At 65.5% G+C, this 18,171-nt stretch carries 15 protein-coding genes; 8 read left to right on the top strand and 7 right to left on the bottom strand.

Annotated elements, in window-relative coordinates; all coding sequences use genetic code 11:
• Positions 1 to 24 precede the first annotated feature (24 nt).
• Positions 25 to 612: a YceI family protein gene (locus DOM54_RS14260; protein ID WP_110716983.1), complete on the top strand. Its 588-nt coding sequence runs from the start codon at positions 25 to 27 to the stop codon at positions 610 to 612.
• A gap of 124 nt (positions 613 to 736) precedes the next feature.
• Here the strand turns inward: DOM54_RS14260 and DOM54_RS14255 are convergent, their stop codons facing one another.
• Positions 737 to 1,879 (bottom strand): NAD(P)/FAD-dependent oxidoreductase, encoded by a 1,143-nt coding sequence (locus DOM54_RS14255; protein WP_110716982.1) that lies wholly within the window; start codon positions 1,877 to 1,879, stop codon positions 737 to 739.
• 137 nt (positions 1,880 to 2,016) lie between these two features.
• On the opposite strand from DOM54_RS14255, the gene dkgB reads away from it, so the two are divergent.
• The gene (gene dkgB / locus DOM54_RS14250; protein WP_110716981.1) at positions 2,017 to 2,829 is read left to right on the top strand and encodes a 2,5-didehydrogluconate reductase DkgB; all 813 of its coding nucleotides are present in this window, start codon (positions 2,017 to 2,019) and stop codon (positions 2,827 to 2,829) included.
• A 117-nt stretch (positions 2,830 to 2,946) separates the two neighbouring features.
• On the top strand, positions 2,947 to 3,393 hold the full coding sequence (locus DOM54_RS20090; protein WP_162619885.1) for an EF-hand domain-containing protein: 447 nt from the start codon (positions 2,947 to 2,949) through the stop codon (positions 3,391 to 3,393).
• 91 nt (positions 3,394 to 3,484) lie between these two features.
• Here the strand turns inward: DOM54_RS20090 and DOM54_RS14245 are convergent, their stop codons facing one another.
• The 3 genes from DOM54_RS14245 to DOM54_RS14235 all read right to left on the bottom strand — a co-directional run bounded on the left by DOM54_RS14245 (position 3,485) and on the right by DOM54_RS14235 (position 6,072).
• Positions 3,485 to 4,675 carry an amino acid aminotransferase gene (locus DOM54_RS14245; protein WP_110716980.1) on the bottom strand — a complete coding sequence of 397 codons (1,191 nt, stop codon included), beginning with the start codon at positions 4,673 to 4,675 and terminating at the stop codon, positions 3,485 to 3,487.
• Positions 4,668 to 5,015, bottom strand: a complete 348-nt coding sequence (locus DOM54_RS14240; RefSeq protein WP_110716979.1) for a 4a-hydroxytetrahydrobiopterin dehydratase — start codon at positions 5,013 to 5,015, stop codon at positions 4,668 to 4,670. Before DOM54_RS14240 ends, DOM54_RS14245 begins: the two co-directional genes overlap by 8 nt.
• A gap of 70 nt (positions 5,016 to 5,085) precedes the next feature.
• Entirely contained in the window at positions 5,086 to 6,072 is a 987-nt protein-coding gene (locus DOM54_RS14235; RefSeq protein WP_110716978.1) for an aldo/keto reductase, read from the bottom strand.
• Between the two features lie 145 nt (positions 6,073 to 6,217).
• Between DOM54_RS14235 and DOM54_RS14230 the strand changes: the two genes are divergently transcribed.
• From DOM54_RS14230 to DOM54_RS14220, 3 genes are read left to right on the top strand one after another with little or no spacing between them, the layout of a single operon-like run.
• Positions 6,218 to 7,666 (top strand): hypothetical protein, encoded by a 1,449-nt coding sequence (locus tag DOM54_RS14230; protein WP_110716977.1) that lies wholly within the window; start codon positions 6,218 to 6,220, stop codon positions 7,664 to 7,666.
• A 3-nt stretch (positions 7,667 to 7,669) separates the two neighbouring features.
• Complete coding sequence (locus DOM54_RS14225) at positions 7,670 to 8,611, top strand: hypothetical protein (protein ID WP_240613913.1); 942 nt, start codon at positions 7,670 to 7,672, stop codon at positions 8,609 to 8,611.
• Positions 8,608 to 13,524: a coiled-coil domain-containing protein gene (locus DOM54_RS14220; protein ID WP_110716976.1), complete on the top strand. Its 4,917-nt coding sequence runs from the start codon at positions 8,608 to 8,610 to the stop codon at positions 13,522 to 13,524. The genes DOM54_RS14225 and DOM54_RS14220 overlap by 4 nt, the downstream gene beginning before the upstream one ends.
• A gap of 258 nt (positions 13,525 to 13,782) precedes the next feature.
• Here the strand turns inward: DOM54_RS14220 and cfa are convergent, their stop codons facing one another.
• Complete coding sequence (cfa, locus tag DOM54_RS14215; protein WP_110716975.1) at positions 13,783 to 14,934, bottom strand: cyclopropane fatty acyl phospholipid synthase; 1,152 nt, start codon at positions 14,932 to 14,934, stop codon at positions 13,783 to 13,785.
• Positions 14,935 to 15,408: 474 nt separating this feature from the next.
• Here cfa and DOM54_RS14210 point away from each other — a divergent pair, with 474 nt between their 5' ends.
• Positions 15,409 to 15,708: an MTH1187 family thiamine-binding protein gene (locus DOM54_RS14210; RefSeq protein WP_110716974.1), complete on the top strand. Its 300-nt coding sequence runs from the start codon at positions 15,409 to 15,411 to the stop codon at positions 15,706 to 15,708.
• A 293-nt stretch (positions 15,709 to 16,001) separates the two neighbouring features.
• Here DOM54_RS14210 and DOM54_RS14205 read toward each other — a convergent pair whose 3' ends face one another.
• Together DOM54_RS14205 and DOM54_RS14200 are read right to left on the bottom strand one after the other, a co-directional pair.
• On the bottom strand, positions 16,002 to 16,382 hold the full coding sequence (locus DOM54_RS14205; RefSeq protein ID WP_110716973.1) for a hypothetical protein: 381 nt from the start codon (positions 16,380 to 16,382) through the stop codon (positions 16,002 to 16,004).
• Positions 16,383 to 16,545: 163 nt separating this feature from the next.
• Positions 16,546 to 17,454, bottom strand: a complete 909-nt coding sequence (locus tag DOM54_RS14200) for a LysR family transcriptional regulator ArgP (RefSeq protein ID WP_110716972.1) — start codon at positions 17,452 to 17,454, stop codon at positions 16,546 to 16,548.
• Positions 17,455 to 17,555: 101 nt separating this feature from the next.
• Between DOM54_RS14200 and DOM54_RS14195 the strand changes: the two genes are divergently transcribed.
• A complete protein-coding gene (locus DOM54_RS14195) occupies positions 17,556 to 18,170 on the top strand; it encodes a LysE/ArgO family amino acid transporter (protein ID WP_110716971.1) in 615 nt (204 codons plus the stop codon).
• Position 18,171 lies beyond the last annotated feature (1 nt).

Raw genomic sequence — 18,171 nt, 5'->3', positions numbered from 1 at the left:
GCAAACGCTTCGAGGAGCAAGACGATGTTGAAGAAGACCGCACTCGCCACGCTGATCGCCGCCGCGTCGGCCATGCCGCTGGCCCAGGCCCAGGCAGCCGACTACAAGATCGACACCGAGGGCCAGCACGCCTTCATTCAATTCAAGATCAGTCACCTCGGCTACTCGTACATTCTGGGCAACTTCAAGTCGTTCGACGGCGGATTCAGCTACGATCCCGAGTCACCGGACGATTCCAGCGTCAACGTCACCGTTGACCTCGACAGCCTGGAAACCAATCACGCCGAGCGTAACAAGCACATCCTGAGCGGTGACTTCCTCAACGCGGGCGAGTTTCCCCAAGCCACGTTCCAGTCCACGAGCTTCGACGTCGACGATGATGGTGAGGAGGCCGAAATGACTGGCGACCTTACCATTCATGGCGTGACCAAACCGGTCACCTTCGAGGTCGATCACATCGGCGGCGGCGACGATCCGTGGGGCGGCTATCGGCAGGGCTTCGAGGCTTCCACGACACTGGACCTGGCCGATTTCGATATCGACATGAGCCAGTTCCCGGAGCCGATGCACAGCGTCGAACTCTATATCGTGCTCGAGGGTATTCGCCAGTAGGACGTTTCGGGCAGGGAGGGCGTCCGCTGACGACCTCCAGGTGCAAGATCCCGGCCAAGGTGCCGGGATCTTGCGTCATGGGGTACCGGCACGGAAGGCGTCGTCTGGCCTGCCGCGGCAGGGGTCAGCGCTCGCCCAGGTAGTGCGCGACCTCGCGGCGATCGCGACGATGCTTCCAGCGCCGGACCCAGCGGCCGCGGCACCAGAGCGGGCCGCGCCAGGCGATGTCACGAAGATCGCCCAGATTGAGCGCCTTCCAGTGCTCGTTGTGGCCATGATGCAGGGCCCGGGACTCGCCGCCGACAGCCTCTTCCAGCGAGGCCAGCAGCAGCGCGTTGCGCTCGCGTGTGGTCAGATCCGCGCTACGACCGGCAGGCTTCTCCCTGGCCAGGAACAGGTTCGGGTCCTGCCGGCTACGCAGCTTCGCGTCGACATCGATGGCGTTGTCCTCGTCCCGGGTCAGGCCGAACATCTCGAGCGTGGGCGAGGGTTTCAGGTGATCGGTCACGACCAGTAGATCGGCGTCGACGCCGCTGCCATCGTCCAGGATCAACTGACTCCGGTGGTAGCGGGTTGCCTTCGCGACCAGCTCCAGTTGCAGTCCGCGACGATGCAGGCGCTGCGCCAGCCAGCGATTGGCACGGTGGCTGGCGCCAGGAAGCAGCTTGCGGTCGTTGGCGATCAGCGTCACCGGCAGTCGCCGTCCGTAGCGCTCGCCCAGTGCCAGCAGATTGGCGGCAAGCTCGACGCCATTCGGCCCGCCGCCGAGGAGCGCGACACGGGGCAGTCTGGCCGCGGCGCCGGCGAGTTGGCTCTCCAGCCGTTGGCGCAATTGCCACAGATCATCGGCGGAAGCCGTGAAAACGCCCTGTGCGGTATAGAAACCGGGGATGGCGTGTTCATCCACGACCGGAGGCAGGTCGAGCGATAGCCAGTCGTAATCGAGCTCGCGTCCGTCGGTGAGCGTGAGTCGGCGCTGGTGTCGATCGACCTGGGCCAAGTCGGCGCCCACATGGACACCGCCGTGAACGGCGATGCGGTCGGCAGGAAGACGAACGTCGTCGCGCTGCCATTCGCCGCCCAGCATGCCGCCGAGCCAATCCGAGAATGCGAAGTCCTGCCGGGTAACCAGCGTCACTCGGGCACCGTGTCGTGCGAGCCGCTCTGCATGGGCTGCAACGTGGAGGTGGGCGTCGCCGTTACCGACGAGTATCAGATGGCGGCCCTCGGGTGGAGGGTCGGAAGCGCGCGGCTGGGTATTTGGCATGCCTCGATCCGGGCGGAAAATCAGCGTTCAGTCTAGCATGGGCTGGGAGCGGGGCTTGAAGATGTCTTTTTCACCCACAGTCTCCTTCTAGCCACTCTTGGATTTCATCTGACCTTTCCGGTCAAGGAGAAAGCATCGTGACACGTCATCTACTGCCGCAACCCGGCCTGGGAACGTATCGCCTCAAGGAGCAGGCGGTGATCGATTCGGTGACCTCCGCACTCGAACTCGGCTATCGCCATCTCGACAGCGCCCAGATGTACGAGAACGAGGCTGCGGTGGGCAAGGCGATCCGCCAGAGCGGCGTCGCGCGCGACGAGCTGTTCGTGACCACCAAGATCTGGTGGGACAAGCTGGAGCCGGAGGCGCTGACCCGGGCCGTCGAGCAGAGTCTCGAGAACTTCGGTCTCGAGCAGCTCGACCTGATCCTTATCCATTGGCCTTCGCCCGGTGACGAGGTGCCGATGGCGGATACCATCGCTGCCCTGGATGCGGCCCGGGCGCGCGGCCTGACCAGGCACATCGGGGTTTCCAACTTCACCATCGCCCAGGTCGACCAGGCGCTCGGCTTGCCAGGTGGCGAGAACATCGTCACCAACCAGATCGAGGTGCATCCGTTTCTCGCCAACCGCAGGCTGGTCGAGCACTGTCAGGCCAAAGGGCTCGATGTCACGGCCTACATGCCGTTGGCGGTGGGCAAGGTGATGAAGGACCCGGTGCTCGAACGGATCGCCAACGCCCACGATGCCTCTCCGGCGCAGGTCGCCCTGGCCTGGATCGCGGCACGCGATATCATCGTGATCCCGTCCTCGACCAACCCGGCCAATCAGAAGTCCAATCTCGAGGCGATGGAGCTTCGGCTCAGCGACGACGAGATCGCCCAGATCGACGACCTCGATCGGGGCGATCGGCAGGCCAATCCATCGTTCGCGCCGCAGTGGGACGAGTGAAGCCCGGCCGGCGAGCACGAGTGGCGTCCTGACAGCCGCCGTGGGACGAAGGTTTGCCGACATCGAATCTTTATCGCGCTCGCGGGTCAAAGCGTTACCGTTTCAAGAGGATAAGCGATGCGTACACGGATGATGGCGAAGCGAGGCACCTCCGGCCTGGGTTTGAGCGTGGGCGTTCTGGCAGCCATGCTGGCGTTACCGGCCTGGGCCCAAGAGGGGGCGACGACGCAGGATTCGGCGCCGAATGCCGTGGCGAGCGAGGAAGCGCCGCAGGCGCCCGCCAATGCCTCCCAGGTCGACCACGAGTCGATCGAGAAATCCGGCGGCGTCGGGCGGGAGAACGCCGGTTTCACCGATGGTGGTGCCCAGACTCCGGTCGACCAGCGCCCCAACGCCTTGAGCTTCGATCAACTGGATGTGGATGGCGATGGTGTGATCGATGAGGACGAGGCGGTCAGCGCCGAGCAGCAGGCCCTGTTTCAGCAGCTCAACGATCCGCAAGCCGGGGGCGTGACACGGCAGCGCTTCGAGCAGGCAATGGGCGCCGATACGTTGCCCGAGTGACATCTCACGCCGCGGCGTGATCCATCCCTGCAAAGAAAATCCCGGCCTGAGCCGGGATTTTTGTGGGCGAGTCGGATGCGCGATGTCGGGTTCAGTCGACGACGGCAGCGATCGCCTTGGCCACGTAGGGTAGATTCTCGCTGGTGAAACCGGCGACGTTGGCGCGGCCGGAGCCGACCATGTAGATGCTGAACTCGTCGCGCAGGCGCTTGACCTGCTCGGTGCTCAACCCGGTGTAGGAGAACATGCCGCGCTGGGCCGCGACGTGGGCGAAGCGCTTGTCGAGACCGTAGGGCTCGAGCGCGGCGACCAGATCGCTGCGCAGACCGTTGATGCGGTCGCACATCTCGGTCAACTCCTCGCGCCATACTCGCGCCAGCTCCGCCGACTCGAGAATCTCGGTGACCACGGCGGCACCGTGGGAGGGCGGGTTGGAGTAGTTCTCGCGCGCCACGATCGCCATCTGCGAGCGCACGTTCTGCATCTGCTCGGCATTCTTGGCGATCACGATCAGGCAGCCGGTGCGTTCGCGGTAGAGACCGAAGTTCTTCGAGCAGGAGCTGGTGATCAGCACCTCGTCGAGATTCTCGGCCATCAGCCGCACGCCGTAGGCGTCCGCCTCCAGCCCCTCGCCGAAGCCCTGGTAGGCGAAGTCCACCAGCGGCAGCAGGCCGCGCGACTTGACCACTTCCAGCACCTGCTGCCACTGCTCGCGGTCGAGATCGAAGCCCGAGGGGTTGTGACAGCAGGCGTGCAGCAGCACCACGTCACCCTGCGGTATCTCCTTGAGCGTCGCCAGCATGGCGTCGAAGTCGAGGCGGTTGTCGGCGCTGACATAGGGGTACTTGCGCATCTCGATGCCGGCGGCGTCGAAGATGCCCAGATGGTTGGGCCAGGTCGGGTCGGAGAGCCAGATGCGCTTGCCCGGCAGGTTCGACTTGATGAAGTCCGCCGCCAGCCGTAGCGCGCCGGTGCCGCCGGGTGACTGGGTGGCGCTGGCCCGGTTGGCGGCCAGGACCGGCGAATCCGAACCTAGTACCAGTGGCAGGACCGCCTTGCCGTAGCGCGGGTCGCCATGGGAGCCGATGTAGCTCTTGGTCGTTTCGCTCTCCAGCAGGTGAGCCTCGGCCTGTTTCACGGCGCGCATGATCGGCGTGTTGCCGTTGGGATCCCGGTAGACGCCGACGCCGAGATCGACCTTCTGCGGATTGGCATCCTGATTGTATGCTTCGATCAGCCCGAGGATGGCATCTCCCGGGACGCGCTCGATCTTCTCAAACATTAGCGTGCACTACCTCGTCGGTTCTGGCGGCCATGATGAAATCGTTGCGATGCAGGCCGCGGATCTTGTGGGTCCACCAGGTCACGGTGACCTGACCCCATTCGGTGGTGATCGCCGGGTGATGGCCTTGCGACTCGGCGAGTTCGCCCACGCGATGGGTGAAATCCAGGGCCTGCGCGAAATTGCGGAACATGAAGCTTCGCTGCAACTGCATAATGCCACCGCGTTCCACGATCTGCCACTTGGACAGGGCCGGAAGCAGGGGGGCGATCTGCTCCGACGTCAGTGGCGCTGCGGCCCGGTGGCAGGCGCTGCAGTGCTCTTTGGCGAGGTTCGGCATGGCTCGATCTCCCGCATGAGTGACAAGCGCCATGCGGTTTTAGCATGGCGCGGAACACCGTTGCCGGACGTCAGGCGAACCCGACGACCTCGTGCGGCACGTAGGGCGCTTCCAGTTTCTCGACTTCCTCCGCTGTCAGGGTGATATCCAGCGCGCCCAGGGCCTGATCCAGATGATGCGGCTTGCTGGCGCCGACGATGGGGGCGGTGATGCCGGGTTTCTGCAGCAGCCAGGCGAGCGCGATCTGGGCGAGCGAGACGTTGCGCGACTCGGCGAGCCCTTGCAGCGCCTCGATGACCGGGGCGTCACGCTCGAGCCCCAGCTTCCAGTTGCGCATCTGCTCGTCGCTCTTGGCGCGGGTGGTACTACCCTCGCCGCCCACCGGCTTGCTGCCAGCGAGAATGCCGCGGGCCAGCGGACTCCAGGGAATCACGCCCACGCCCTGATCCAGGCACTGGGGGATCATCTCGCGCTCCTCCTCGCGGTAGATCAGGTTGACCATCGGTTGCATGGTGGCGAACGGGGTCCAACCGTTGCGCTCGGCAACGTGCTGGGCCTTGGCGAACTGCCAGGCGTGCATGCTGGAGGCGCCGATATAGCGCGCCTTGCCCGCCTTGACCACTTCGTGGAGCGCCTCCATGGTCTCCTCGATGGGCGTGTCGTAATCCCAGCGATGGGTCTGATAAAGGTCGACGTAATCCATCCCCAGGCGCTCGAGCGAGGCGTCGATGGCGTGGTGAATGTGCTTGCGTGACAGGCCGCGCTCATTGGGCGACTTGTTGCCGGTGGGGTTGTAGACCTTGGTCGCCACGACGACCTCCTCGCGCCGGGCGAAATCGTTGAGTGCCTTGCCGACGACGCGCTCCGACTCGCCATCGGAGTACATGTCGGCGGTATCGAAGAAGTTGATGCCGGCAGCCAGGGCCTGCTGGATGAAAGGGCGGCTCTCGGCATCATCCAGCACCCAGTCGCGCCACTGTGGCGTGCCGTAGGTCATGGTACCGAGACAGAGTGGAGAGACCTTGAGGCCGGTGCGGCCGAGACGACGGTATTCCATGCGAGAACTCCCGGTGAATCGTGGATGAAGGGACTTCTCACCATAGCAGTCAATGGCGACTTCGTTACGCGGATCGCCATGACCCGGCAGGCCATCCTTGGCATAATGCTGCGCTTTCTCTCGTTGTTCCCCGTCTGGAGTCGACATGACCGCCTGGAACAAGCTGCTGGTCGCGACGACGCGGCTGCTGGATCTACACGACAGCGCTCACGAACCGGGCTCGCCCTTCGTCCAGGTCTCCCAGGAGCAGCGTCGCGGCCTTCGCGACGGCTACTGGCTCGACCTGGGCTGCCTGCTGCTGGACTACCTGCTCGAGGTGGATTTCGCCACCAATAGTGCCTTCGTCACCCAGCGTCGCTGCCTGGCACACCTGCGAGGGGATTATCCCGAGCTGCCCGCGGACGACCTGAGCTTCGTCATCAATCTGCTGGCGACCCCCAGCGAGATCCACTATCGGGAGTGGCAGCCGGATGCCGCCGACAGCGGGGCCGACGAAGGTGAAACCTCGCCGGGAACGCGCAGTGGCCGCAGTACCAAGCGCACGGCGTTGATCGAGAAGCAGGGCCAGACCGGCCAGGTACGATTGACTCCCAGCGGTCGCCAGGCAGTCACCCTGGCCAGCCAGGTCGAAGACCTGCTCTATTCGGAGTACGACGCCGCCAAGGTCATCGCCGCGCTTTCGCGTGGGGACTATGCCCGCGTGCCCGACATCACCCAGCAGATCCTGATGGCGATTCGCGCGCTGACCCAGGAGCTGCGGCGGGTGCGCGAGAATCCGACCCACGAGGGCAAGCTGGCCGCGCTGCTGGACAACGAGCGTCACTACCACAATGCGTTGAGCACCATCCAGAGCACGCTGCTCAGCGCGCGCTCGCAGCTCTCGGCTCCAACCCTGATCGGCCATTTCGAGGCCTGGGCCGAGCGCCAGGAGGAGGAGTGGGACCTGCGCATGCTCTCCGCCACTATCGGCCGTGTGCTGAACGCCATCGAGAACCTTTCCCGGCGACTGTCCGAGCTGCTGTCGGATATCGCCGAAGGGCGGATCCAGTCGATGGGCGTGATCGACTTCGCCGGGCTGGCGCACCAGTTGCTGCTCTCTCCGCCCCCTGAACGTCTGCAGGATGCGGTGGTCGCGCGGATGATGCCGCTCGGCACGCAAGTGGCGATGCCTCGGGTGGAGACGCTGCTGCCGCTGGTGGAAACCCGTCGCGCCGAGCGCAGCGGGGCGGCGTTGGTATTCGACGAGGCCAGTGACAGGCCCAGTGCCGATCCGCTGCTGGCGCGCTATCTCAAGGCGCGTGGCCCGGCCCTACGCCGGCGTCTGCGCCAGTCGCCGCTGTCGCTGCCGGACGCCCTCAGCGAGGGCTGGCACCACTTCGAGACGGGTTCGGACTCGGTGCACACCGAAACCCTGGACTGCCTGCCGCAACTGCTCAACACCTTCGTCGATACCCAACTGCTCGACGACCACCTGAGCGTCGGTATCGACGACACCCCATTCGCGATCGCGCTGCCCGACGGACGCCGCATCGAGGGCGCGGTGACGCCCTCGCTGCGCCTGCGACCGGCGCCTACGAAAGAACAGGAAGTCTGACTGATGAACATGATGGAAATGGGTGAAGTCGTTGCCTATCTGCTGCGCTACCGAACCGCGGAACGGGTCCCCAGCGGTGGCCGCAAGCGCCGCGCCGCGCGTGAGGGCCAGCTCTCCGAGCGCGACGTCTGTGCCCTGATCGACGACGCCCAGGAGAACGAGCGCGAGGCGCTGCGGGACTTCCTGGCTGGCCAGGGCTTGCGGCTCAAGGCGTTCGAGTCTGGCGACTATCCGGGCATCGCGCCGGGATCGCGTTTCTTCGCGCTGCTACCGGATCCCGAGCTCGAGCAGCCGCCGCTCTATACCCGTGAAGCGGTATTCGAGGCGCTCAAGCTGCGCCAGGAGAGCCGGGCCGAGCTGGCATTGTGGTACCTCCAGCTGTGGTTGCTGCTGCACACCCTGATCTACACCCGGCTGAACCGCGCGCTCTCCGATGTCAGCCGCTATCAGGAGGCCACGTTCGTCACCCGCGAGCTGGTCGAACTGGTGCGCGATCAACTGGAGACGCTGCGCGGTCTGGGCGATCGGGCACCGGAGAACAGCCGGGTGCTGCTCGACGAGCGCGGCGAGGACATCCCGCGCCGGGTCAAGGCGTTCATCGACCTGCTGGTGCGTGCCGGTCATCTCGAGGCGGTCCGCGAAGCCGCCGACGAGGACGTCTGGCAGCAGACCCTGCTGGGCGCGCTGGAGGCCGAGCAGATCGGGGTCAACCACCTGACCCACCTGATCGAGCTGACTTCCACCGAGCCCTCGGACCGGCCCTTCGAGGGTGCCGGGCAGGACCGCGCCGACGAGGCGCCGGTGCAGGATGCGGACGTCGGTGCTCGAGATGCCGACCCCGATGACGGCGAAGAGTCCGGAACACGCGCCGCCGACATGTTCGACCAGCCATCGGAAGAGGCGGATGGATCGACGACCGAGAACGCCGAGGAGGATCGCCGGTGAGTGTCATCAACCGTATCGAGATCGCCAACCTGCTCAACAAGCACGGTGACATCGCCTCGCCCTGGGAAGCCAAGATGCGTCATCTGCTGCTCGACCTGCGCGGGCAGTCGAGCGCGATCAGCATGGAGAACGGCTTCGGCAAGACCACCATGGCCGAGGCCTTGATCGGCATGCTCTCCCGGGATCGCCAGCTCCTGACCCGGACTCGGCGCAAGTGCTCGCCGTCGAAGGTCAACGGCGAGGGCCGCAGCTGGACACACCTGCGCGTCGAGTTTCGCGCCCAGGACAGCGCCAGCCAGCAGGACGATATGCTGGCCGTCGCCGGCGAGGAAGTCTCCGGCGAGACCTTCGTGTTCGGCATGTACGGCTACAGCGATGGCAGCGGGCTGGTTTTCTACCACTATCCGGGCAGGCTGGCCGACGTGCCGGTGCATCACATCACCCGCGATGGCAAGCTGGCGCTCTACGCCAATGCCGACTTCCAGAGCACGATGCGCGCCCAGGGAGTGACCCGGGCCCACAACCGGGAGGAGTGGCTGGAAGCGGTGGGAGCGCATATCTCACGCCGTGAGCTGGCGCAGATGGCGGCATTCCAGAAGGAGGGCGGCGCCGACAAGAGCCAGATATTCAATGCCATCAAGCCGCGGGCCGGCGAGAAGGCCGACCAGGCGTTCTTCTACGAGGTGCTGGCGCCACAGATCCTGTCCGGGGCGACTCGCGGCGAGACCGACGAGGAAGAGGAACTGATCGAGGATGTGATCCTCAATTCCGGCACCCGGATTACCGAGCTGCGCCATCGGCTTGCGGAAGCCGAAAGCGACCAGCAGCGCGCCGGCGACAAGGTCGAGCGGCTGGCCACCCTGAACGAAGAGGGCGAGGGCCTGCTCGAGGCGCGCCGCCAGCTGGCCGAGCTCGATGCCTCGCTGCTCGAGGCCGAGCGGCTGCTCGGCGGGCAGGCGCTGGCGCCGCTGCAGGGCTTGCCGGGAGGCAGCGGCAGCGTCGAGCAGGCAGAGCCCGCCAAGGAGGTGGCCGACAACGCGGTTGGCTTTGCGTGGGTGGCCGGCGATACCGAACGGCCGCGGGTCTCCACCTGGCTGCTGGCCAAGCTGTCGCGTCAGGCCGAGCGCAACGTGCGGCTGGCGCTCTCCGAGCGCGGCGCGCGAGTCGACACGCATCGTCGTCTGATCCACCTGCCGCAGGCGACCTGGACCACGGCCCGCGACATCGGCCATGTTTCGTTCGACCAGGCGCGGGCCTGGCTGGCGGACAGCCACGCCTTCAATGACGACGCCTCCCGCTATCGTGCCCTCGGCCTGCTCGACGACGCCGCCGAGGCGTTCGAGTCGATGGATGGCAACCGTTTCCGCGAAGAGGTGATCGCCGACCGCGAGTATCGCCGTTCGCTGCGTCTCGATGCCGAACAGCTCGACGAGGAGATGGAGCGGCTGGAGCACGAGCGCGAGCAGCTGGAATCGCGCCAGCGCGACTTCATCGACAACCAGAGCGTCTACACCCAGGCGCTGGCCGAGGGGCTCTTCACCGAGGCCGAACTGGAAACGCCGGAAGCCACCCGCGAGAGCGCGCAGGCGAGGCTGGCCGAGGCCCGCAAGGCGCATGCCGACCACCTGGGGCGGATGGGCGAGCTCAAGCAGCCGGCGCAGTGGTACGAAGCGTTCCTTGCCGAACATCCCGATAGCTCACCCGACGAACTGCTGGCGACCAAGGAAGCGCAGCGGGAGCACCTGGAAGCGCAGCTTGACGATTGGGACGCCCAGGCAAACTCACTGGATAGCCAGCGCGAGAGTGTTCGCGAAGCGCTGCAGGCGCGACGCGAACAGCGCCAGCGCCTGGAAGGGGAGCTGGCGCCGCTGGCCTCCGGCCGGCAGGCCTGGCAGACCTTCGCCGAACGCTGGTCCGAGCATTCGGCGGTGGGGTTCTGGAGCGAGCGCAAGAACGCGCTGGCAGCACACGAACAGGCGCTGGCCGAGAGCCGGAGAGCCCAAAGCGATGCCAAGGCGCGCCTCGAACGGCTGGCGCCGCTCAGGGACGCCGCCGAGCGTTATCGTCACTGGCACGGCGAAGCCTCGCCGGTACACCTGCGAGACACGCTCTATCGCCAGTCACGGGAAGCCCAGGACCGGCTGCATCGACTCGACCAGCAGGCCCAGCAGCTCGGCATCCTGCGGCAGGCGCTGCACGACTTCCGGGAGCTGAGCGAACAGGCGCCGTCGGCCTGGCTCAAGGATGCCAAGGCGCGCTATCCCCGCCTGCTGAGAGAGCAGGAGACACTGGCTGCCGCCATCGACGCGCGCGAGCAGTATCTCGAAAGCTTGAGTGGCGATCCCCTGGCCCGGCTCGCGTCCGAGGCCGAAGCCCGCGCGTGTCTCGATGCCCGGGAGATCGCCTTCCGCCCCCTCCACGAGGTGCTGGCCGGTATCGAGGCGGAAGACGGTCAGCGCCGCGACTGGCTGGCCCAGGCTGCCGGCCAGCTGTTCGCGCCGGTGGTCGAAGGTGAGGACTACGCCCGCGAAGCGTCGCAGTGTCTGGTCGATGCCGGCTGCGGCGTTCCGGTGCTCGAGGCCGGTCGTCTGCAGGCAACGCTGGCACGTGGCGAGTTGCCGCTGGGGGCGGTGCAAGGCGTGGAGACGCTGGCGGTCAAGGCCGCGCTCGATCCTGCTTATCTGACTGCGTTGCGAGAGGAGACCCAGCAGCGTCTCGCGGTCGACCGTGAACGCCGGCTGGCGCTGGAAGCCGAGGTCCAGCGCCTCGATCCCCACGGCGAGCGTTTCCATCTTGCGCTCCAGGCCGACGAAGCGGTCAGCCAGGATGTCGAAGTGCAACTGGCGGCGCTGGAAGAGCAGCGCGATCGGGCGGAGAGCGAGCGACAGGCGCTCGAGCCGCGCTTGAGCGAAGCGGCGATGAAATCGATCGACGATTTCCAGCGTTTCCTCGAGGAGGGCGGTGAACCCGCGCTGGACGCGGCCGTCGAGGAGAGCGAGGCCGCCGCGGCTCGTATCGAGACGCTGAGCCCGCAGCGCGAGCAGGCCGCCAGGGAACTGGAGAGCCACGGTGAGCTCTGGCTGGCGGCGGAGCGATTCGCTGCGGCCGGTGGTGTCGAGCGGTTGGAGGAGATCGATGCCAGTCTGGCGGCGCTGACCGAAACCTTGACCGAGCACGAGGAACGGTTCGCCGAAATCGCGCTGCAGAGCGAAGAGTTGAACGCCCGTCGCGACGAGTGTCGCGAGCAGCTGCGTCAGCTTTTCGCGGATGGGGAGCGTGAACGTCTGCGCCGCCTGGCGGCATTCGTCGCCGAGGAGGGGCCGGGCTTCATGCGCGATGCCGAGGCGCGGGAAACGGCGCTGGCGGCCGCCCTGGCCCAGGCCAGTCGACGAGCCGACTTCGATTTCGCGCGGATCCGGGCATTTCTGGAAGTCCGCGACGATCAGGGGGGGAATCGCACCCTGGAACGCGACATCGGCCGCCTCAAGCAGTCGCTCAAGGAGGCGCGGGAGCGACGCAAGGCCAATGGCCGCGAGCAGGGCGTGGTGGAAACCCGCGTGGCCCGTCACCAGCAGGCGCTGATGGTGGTGGATCAGCTGGCGGTGGCGTGGCTGGAGGTATTGCGTCAACTGCCCGAGGGCTGGCTGGAACGTGCCGCCGCGGATGCCACGGCCCGCTGGCCGGCGGTGGGTATCGACGCGCCACGGCTCGACGCGGCCATGGACGAGTGGTGCCAGTGGCTGGCGTCGGCACTGGATGATCCCGGCGAAGAGACGGATGCCGCCGCGCTCGACCTCGAGGCCCTGGAGACCTGTCAGCAGACTCTGCTGGAAGGGTTGGGCGGGCTCAACCTCGGCGAGCGTGCCCGCAATCGGGAGCGTCAGGCCCGGGATGTGACGGCCCGGGAGAAGGCGCTGGCCTTGTCGCTGGAGTCGGCCAGTGCCAGCCGATTGTTCAACGAAACCGAACGCGCGCGGCTGGATACGCTGGAGGGCGTCAGCCACGCGGCGCTGGAGTCGCTGCGCGGCCTGCACCGCCAGCTGGGAGGGCAACTGGACGAACATCGCCAGCGCGTGGCCCGATTGCACGCGTCTCGCGAGCAGATCGAGGACACCCTGGTCGAGCGCCTGAGTTCGATCATCATCGACGCGGCCGGCAATCTGGAGATTCTCAAGCGTGTCGCGAAACGCTCCAGCGGGGGCGGCGCCTACTTTGAGGTCAAGGCCGACCTGATCGCCGACGAGTCGGTGCGGGAGCTGATCCAGCAGTTGCTGGCGGACATCGACGCCCATCTCGCGGTCCAGCGGCGGCGCCTCGAGCAGGCCAGCGACGGTGCGCAGGCCAAGGGCGGCCGCGACGACGAACTGACTCGCCAGATTCGCCGACGCATCTACCGCGGGCTGTTCTGCGACGTCACCATCCGCCTGAAGCACGATGCTATCCGTCCCCACGGCCGGCTGTTCTCGCTCAACGAGGATATGTCGGAAGGCCAGCGCGAAGCGGTCTCGCTGATGTGGCTGGTGAAGCTTTCCGAATTCGCCATCGAGCGCGAGCTGCGCGAACTACCCGGCAGTCACAAGCGTCGGGCCCGTGCCAGCCGCGAGAGTGTCATCCTGCTCGATGGCCTGTTCTCCAAGCTCTCCCACCGCCGCCTGATCCAGGATTCGCTGGAGTCGTTGCGCAACACCCGCGGGCGTTTCCAGATGATCGGCCTGATCCACAACCCCAACTACGAGAACGACCCGAGCATCTTTCCCACCTACCTGGTCGGCAGCGTGATCGGCGGCCAGCAGGGGCAGGGCGGTCACGTCATCGTGCGTGAGGGGCAGGCAGTGGCTCCCGAGGAGACCGGTCGGGGCAGCGGCGAAGCCAGCCTGTTCGGGATTCATGTGACCCCGGCTCCGGTGGAGTGATCGGCCAGGCTCGCTTTGGCGGGCCTGGAGATAACGGGCTCAGGGTTGGATTCGCCAGGATCGGCATACTGCTGGCCGAGCCTTGATGACCCTTCCGCTCATGATGGCGAGGGGCAAGCCCCTTGGGAGACTCGCGGCGATGAAGTGGGGCAAAGAAAAAGGGCCTGCTGCTATGGCAGGCCCTTTTTTCTCACGTGGGTCGCGCCCTTCGATAATCTTCGTCGCTCGTCGCTCGTCGCTCGTCGCTCGTCGCTCGTATCAGCGCGGCGAGTCGTAACGACCCCCGCGACCGTTGGAGTAGACCACCTGCCATAGCTGAAGATCCCGCGCCCGGAAGGCGCCGGCGCAGGAGCCGAGATAGTAGAGGAACATCCGCTTGACCCGCTCCCCGTAGTTGTCGGCGATCTCGTGCCAGTGGGCGAGCAGGTTCTCCTGCCATGCCATCAGCGTGGTGTCGTAGTCGGCACCGAAGTTCTGCCAGTCCTCCATCACCAGCTTGCCTTCGCTGGCATCGGCGACCTGTTGGATCGAGGGCAGGATGCCGTTGGGGAAGATGTACTTGTTGATCCAGGGGTCGACGCTGACATCGTTGGTGTTGGAGCCGATCGTATGCAGCACGAACAGGCCACCGGGCTTCAACAGCCGTTTGACGGTATCGAAGTAGGTGGCGTAGTTGCGCTGACCGACGTGTTCGAACATGCCGATCGACACGATACGGTCGAATTCGCCGCTGAGCTCGCGATAATCCTCAAGCAATATCTCCACCGGCAGCCCGGCGCAGCGTTCACGGCCCAGCTTTGCCTGCTCCTCGGAGATGGTGATGCCGGTGACTTCGACGCCGTACTGGCGGGCGGCGTGCTCGGCGAAGCTGGCCCAGCCGCAGCCGATGTCGAGCACTCGCATGCCGGGCTCGAGATCGAGCTTGCGGCAAGCGAGATCGAGCTTGGCGACTTGGGCCTCGTGCAACGTGCGGGCTTCCTTCCAGTAGCCGCAGGAGTAGCAGAGCGTCTCGTCCAGCATGCGGGTGAAGAGATCGTTGCCGAAGTCGTAGTGCTCCTTGCCGACGATATAGGCCCTTGCCTTGCTCTGCAGGTTCATCAGGCTCGACTGCAGTTTGTAGACGACGCGCTCGGCCGTGGTATGCGCGATGCTGCCGAGCCCGTGGCGCAGTAGGCGGTGAATCATCTCGTCGATACGATCGCACTCCCACCAGCCATCCATGTAGGCTTCGCCGAAGCCGATGGAACCTTGGCGGATGACTCTCGAGAAAAGATCGGGGTGGTGGACGCGGATGTCCCAGGGCTGATTGCCATTGAGGGTGACGCCGGAGCCCTCGAGCATTCTCTCGAGGGTCTGGCGGGCGCGGGTATCGGGCAACGCGACGGGGGCGATAGGCGTATTACTGGTCATGTTGTTTCCTAGCAAGGGGCGCAATGCGTCCCCCGGCCGCCTGAAAACATCGTTTCGTTCGAACGACGAAAAATAACCATCTGACTTGCGGATTCGACCGCGCTGACGCGTTTTTTCGGTCATTTTCCACTCGCTTGAAACGGCCCGAAGGATCAAGCTATGGCGGCGGGGGCGTGGTGCGCCACGGTCCCTGTTCCCTACTGGCCATGCGATATCCGAAGCAGTCGTGTTTGCCGACGGTCAGACATGGCCCGGCCATGATGGTATTAGCCATATTTACATTGCGTGCTAACATCTTTGCCGTCAATAAGCCTAGCGCTATTGTCACGATAGTCCAGACCGGATTGCGCTTTTTACAGAGGATCCGTGGCATCGATACACTGGATCGGCCCGTTCGAATCCACTGTTCGGCGGGGCCCGGATACAAACGGCACAGCACCGCGCAACGAAAAAACCGATCAGAGGAGCGAAATCATGCACGTCATCGTCGATCTATGCGTCGTGCCGCTGGGGGTCGGGGTCTCGGTGTCGACCCACGTGGCTGAATGCCAGCGAATCATCGAGGCGTCCGGTCTCCATCACCGAATGCATGCCTATGGCACCAACATCGAGGGGCCGTGGGATGAGGTGATGGCCGTGGTCAAGGCATGCCACGAAGGGGTTCATGCGATGGGAGCGCCGCGTATCACCACGACGCTGAAGATGGGAACGCGGACGGACCGAGAGCAACGCATGGACGACAAGGTCGAGAGCGTCGAGGCGCTGCGCCGCTAACGCTGTCTGACACCAATGCCGCCTGAAGAGCGCCGACACTCACCCATATCGGATCAAACACCGGCTCACTGAACGATACCCTGGACGTTCCAAGGGGCGAGCGAGGCGTGTCATGGCCCCATTGATACCGCGTGGCCGGTTCGCCAGCCGGTCCGTTTTCGCCGCTTTCTGGCTTGGCCACGCGGCCCGGTCTTCCCTCCGCGGGTCCGTTGTCCGGATGGAGCCGGAGCCGCGTCGACCGGTAATCAAGGCTTGGGAGGTAGCCGCCGGCCTCGACGGCCGGCGAGAGGGGATCAGCCGCAGCGGATGGTCCAGGTCACCTTGTAGCCATCGCCTTCCTGGGTGGCGGCCTGGAGTTCGGTATCCTCGTCTACCGTTGCACCCTCGAGTTGCTCATTGGTGCTGGCGGCCTTGCTCGAGTCCTCGCCGGGTCCCATCGTCTGCTGTTTCACGATCACGAACTTGTCGTAGTCCTGCGCCTCGCACTGTTCCAGGGCGCGCTCCTTGGCGTTGCTCATCGCCTCGTCCTGGTCGTCGCCCAGTCCGGTCACGACATAGCGAGTCGCCTCCTTCTCGACCGAGCTGCTGTCGCTGGCGCAACCCGCGAGAGTGCCCAGCGTCAGGAGGCCGGCCAATGCCATCCAGATCGGTGTCGTTGCCATCGTCTTGCTCATGTCACTGCTCCTTGTGTCACGGTGTTCCATCGACCCGCCCCGATGTTCGGCGGTGCCCGATGATCGCTTCAGTTTAGGATCTGGGCTGCCATTCGCAAGTCCGTGAATGACGTAAGTCTTTCTACCACAGGGAAAATGTCGCCTTTGTGCGACGTGCTGCCGATCAGGCTGGGGCGGTCGTCGTCGCTTCCGGCGCTCTCAGCCACGTGTCGCCGGCAGACAACAGGTGCGCGGTCAGGGCATCGAGCAGCTCGCCGCCGTGACGCCAGAAATGCCAGTAGAGCGGTACATCCAACGGGCGCTGCGGGTCGAGATCGACCAGGTCGCCGCTCGACAGCCCGTCACTACCCTGGCACTCGGGGATCATGGCATAGCCGATACCGGCGAGCGTCATGTGCAGCACGCCTTCCGATGACGGGCAGAGGTGGTGCGGAAACGGATCCTTGAAACCGTGCAGATCGAGATAGCGCTGATGCAGACGATCCTCCGGTCCGTAGAGAATCGCCGGGGCCCGCTCCAGCGCCTGCTGGGAGACACCCTCCGCGAAATGACGCTCGGAGAATCCGGGGCTGGCCATGACGCGGTAGCGCATGGCACCGAGGGCGCGCGACCGTGCCCCCTGGACCGGTCGCGCGGTGGCGCAGATGCAGCCGGCCACCTCGCCATCGCGCATGCGGCGCAGTGCCACCTCCTGATCGTCCACCACCAGGTCCAGCAGCACCCCGCGACGGTGGCAGAAGTCGCCAAGGGTTGGCGCCCACCAGGTTGCGAGACTGTCGGCGTTGATCGCCAACCTGAGCCGTTGCGTTCCCTCGCCCAGCGCCGGGATCCGGTCGAGCAGGTCGTGCTCCAGCAGCCGTACCTGCTGGGCGTGATTGAGAAGTCGTTGGCCTAGCGGGGTCGGCAGCAAGCGCGGCGTGCGGACGACCACCGGCTGGCCCAGACGCGCTTCAAGCAGCTTGATGCGTTGGGAGACTGCTGATTGGGTCAGGTTGAGCTGTTGGGCGCCACGTTCGAAGCCGCCTTGATCGACGATGGCGGAGAGCGCTTCGAGTAGTTTGTAGTCCAGCATCAAGTTTTCTAATACCTCATTAGCTGATTCATTTTTATTAATAGTCGATGTCGCCGCATGATGCGAATCCGCGCATCCACGCCGTCATACGAGACACCGTCATGATCACGTCCGTTATTCAGGGTTTGCTGGTCGGCTTCACGCTGATCGTGGCCATCGGGGCGCAGAACGCGTTCGTCCTGAGGCAGGGTTTGCGCCGCGAACACGGCTGGTTGGTGGCCGGGATCTGCGCCGGTTGCGACCTGGCGCTGGTAGCCGTCGGCGTGGCGGGCCTCGCCCCGCTGATCACTTCGAGCGCTACCGCGCTGCAACTGGCGCGGTGGGGTGGCGTCGGCTGGCTCGTGTGGCAGGCGGCGATAGCGTTCCGGCGTGCAAGGCGCCCTCGGCGCCTGGAGATGGCAACGACCGCGAACGACCTCTCCGCGGCGGCGGCTAGGCCGGTGATCCTGGCCACCCTGGCGGTCACGCTGCTCAATCCCCATGTCTACCTGGACACGGTGGTGATGCTGGGCATCATCGGTGGCCAGCAGCCGAGTCCGGCCGGGTTCGTGGCCGGGGCCTCGCTGGCGTCGCTGGTCTGGTTCTTCGGCCTGGTCGGAATGGCTCACTGGCTGTCGCCAAAACTTCAGGACCCGCGATGGTGGCAGGGCATCGATATCGCCGTCGGCGCGATCATGCTGCTAGTCGCCTGGCAGCTCGCGACTCGCACGCTGTGAA

Source organism: Salinicola acroporae (genome assembly GCF_003206615.1).
Classification (GTDB): Bacteria; Pseudomonadota; Gammaproteobacteria; order Pseudomonadales; family Halomonadaceae; genus Salinicola; species Salinicola acroporae.
This window is presented reverse-complemented; position numbering and strand designations above follow the sequence as displayed.

What these genes read in the sequence shown, in the direction of transcription:
- DOM54_RS14260 (WP_110716983.1), top strand. Translation starts at nt 25, where the DNA reads ATGTTGAAGAAGACCGCACTCGCCACGCTGATCGCCGCCGCGTCGGCC.
- DOM54_RS14255 (WP_110716982.1), bottom strand. Translation starts at nt 1,879, where the DNA reads ATGCCAAATACCCAGCCGCGCGCTTCCGACCCTCCACCCGAGGGCCGC.
- DOM54_RS20090 (WP_162619885.1), top strand. Translation starts at nt 2,947, where the DNA reads ATGCGTACACGGATGATGGCGAAGCGAGGCACCTCCGGCCTGGGTTTG.
- DOM54_RS14245 (WP_110716980.1), bottom strand. Translation starts at nt 4,675, where the DNA reads ATGTTTGAGAAGATCGAGCGCGTCCCGGGAGATGCCATCCTCGGGCTG.
- DOM54_RS14240 (WP_110716979.1), bottom strand. Translation starts at nt 5,015, where the DNA reads ATGCCGAACCTCGCCAAAGAGCACTGCAGCGCCTGCCACCGGGCCGCA.
- DOM54_RS14235 (WP_110716978.1), bottom strand. Translation starts at nt 6,072, where the DNA reads ATGGAATACCGTCGTCTCGGCCGCACCGGCCTCAAGGTCTCTCCACTC.
- DOM54_RS14230 (WP_110716977.1), top strand. Translation starts at nt 6,218, where the DNA reads ATGACCGCCTGGAACAAGCTGCTGGTCGCGACGACGCGGCTGCTGGAT.
- DOM54_RS14225 (WP_240613913.1), top strand. Translation starts at nt 7,670, where the DNA reads ATGAACATGATGGAAATGGGTGAAGTCGTTGCCTATCTGCTGCGCTAC.
- cfa (WP_110716975.1), bottom strand. Translation starts at nt 14,934, where the DNA reads ATGACCAGTAATACGCCTATCGCCCCCGTCGCGTTGCCCGATACCCGC.
- DOM54_RS14210 (WP_110716974.1), top strand. Translation starts at nt 15,409, where the DNA reads ATGCACGTCATCGTCGATCTATGCGTCGTGCCGCTGGGGGTCGGGGTC.
- DOM54_RS14205 (WP_110716973.1), bottom strand. Translation starts at nt 16,382, where the DNA reads ATGAGCAAGACGATGGCAACGACACCGATCTGGATGGCATTGGCCGGC.
- DOM54_RS14200 (WP_110716972.1), bottom strand. Translation starts at nt 17,454, where the DNA reads ATGCTGGACTACAAACTACTCGAAGCGCTCTCCGCCATCGTCGATCAA.
- DOM54_RS14195 (WP_110716971.1), top strand. Translation starts at nt 17,556, where the DNA reads ATGATCACGTCCGTTATTCAGGGTTTGCTGGTCGGCTTCACGCTGATC.